2 protein-coding genes are annotated in these 1,020 nt (G+C 67.1%); one reads left to right on the top strand and one right to left on the bottom strand.

All coding sequences use genetic code 11. The annotated features are described in order from the left end of the window. Nucleotides 1-386 precede the first annotated feature (386 nt). A complete protein-coding gene (locus BJG92_RS16990) occupies nt 387-722 on the top strand; it encodes a carboxymuconolactone decarboxylase (RefSeq protein ID WP_232085162.1) in 336 nt (111 codons plus the stop codon). A 35-nt stretch (nt 723-757) separates the two neighbouring features. On the opposite strand, the gene BJG92_RS16985 is transcribed toward BJG92_RS16990, so the two are convergent. Beyond that, a partial coding sequence (locus BJG92_RS16985) for a hypothetical protein (RefSeq protein WP_232085161.1) occupies nt 758-1,020 on the bottom strand: 263 nt, incomplete at its 5' end.

Below are 1,020 nucleotides of genomic sequence, written 5' to 3'. Positions count from 1 at the left end.
AACCGCCATATCGGCGCGGCTCCTGGCGGGTCGATCGTCCCGATTGCCGGCGGGCACGTGACCGGGCGTCAGCACCTCACTCGGCAGACAGCCGCAGCTACTTCCGGCACCTTGGTTGGAACGCCGATAATCAACATTATGTCAAGTAGTACTCTACGTATCTCCTCTGATGAGTCATTCGGCCCTTAAACATCTCCGGCCCGCCATAGCCGGATAGCCAGCCGCAGCAGCCCGGAGGAAGCAGCCCCCTCCGCCTTGGCCGCGGTTCATTCCCGTCGGGTGATGCCGTCGTACGGTGCCACGGGTTACGTTGCATAACGTGTCGCGGCGACCGCCGTCGTCCCGTCACTCGTCGAACAACCGCCGCAACCAGTTGGAGTGAGATCATGGCCGAAGAAGAAACCCCCGTCCTCGACGCCCTCGCCGAGATCACCGCAGTATCAATCGAGCGCTGCGACCTCGGTGATCGCGAGTTGATGCTGGCCCGGATCGCGGCCCTCGTGGCAGTCGATGCCCCGGCGGCCTCCTACCTGTTGAACGCCGGTACCGCGAGCGACGTCGGCATCACTCTGGATGATGTCCACGGCATCCTCATAGCTGTTGCGCCGGTGGTCGGCACCCCGCGAGTCGTGGCGGCGGCCGGCCACCTCGCCCAGGCGCTGGGCTTCGCCGTGGCAGTGGCCGAGGCTGAACTCGAAGCCGAGCTGGAGGCAGACGGCTGAATCCGGCCTGACGGCTAACTGCCGCCCTTCAGGCATCAGGCTTTGGTGGGGCTCCGGACGGCGGCGGCCGGCACGGGTTCGTGGCGCAGGTACCTCCGGCTCAAGCGGCCGCTCACCGACGTCAGGGCGCGCAACTCGATCGCATACTGCAGCGCGACGGCCGCGGCCTCACCGCCGTCTCGGGCGCTCTGCAGTTCGGCGACGTAGACTGATCCGCTTCTTCCGGGCTGCCCGGCTACGCTTGGAGGCATGCCTTCCGCAACGCCTCCGCTCCCCCGCCCAGCCACCACCCGCGCCA

It is taken from the genome of Arthrobacter sp. SO5 (genome assembly GCF_020532805.1).
GTDB lineage: Bacteria > Actinomycetota > Actinomycetes > Actinomycetales > Micrococcaceae > Arthrobacter.
The sequence above is the reverse complement of the archived record's forward strand: the minus strand, read 5'-3'. Positions and strand labels throughout refer to the sequence as shown.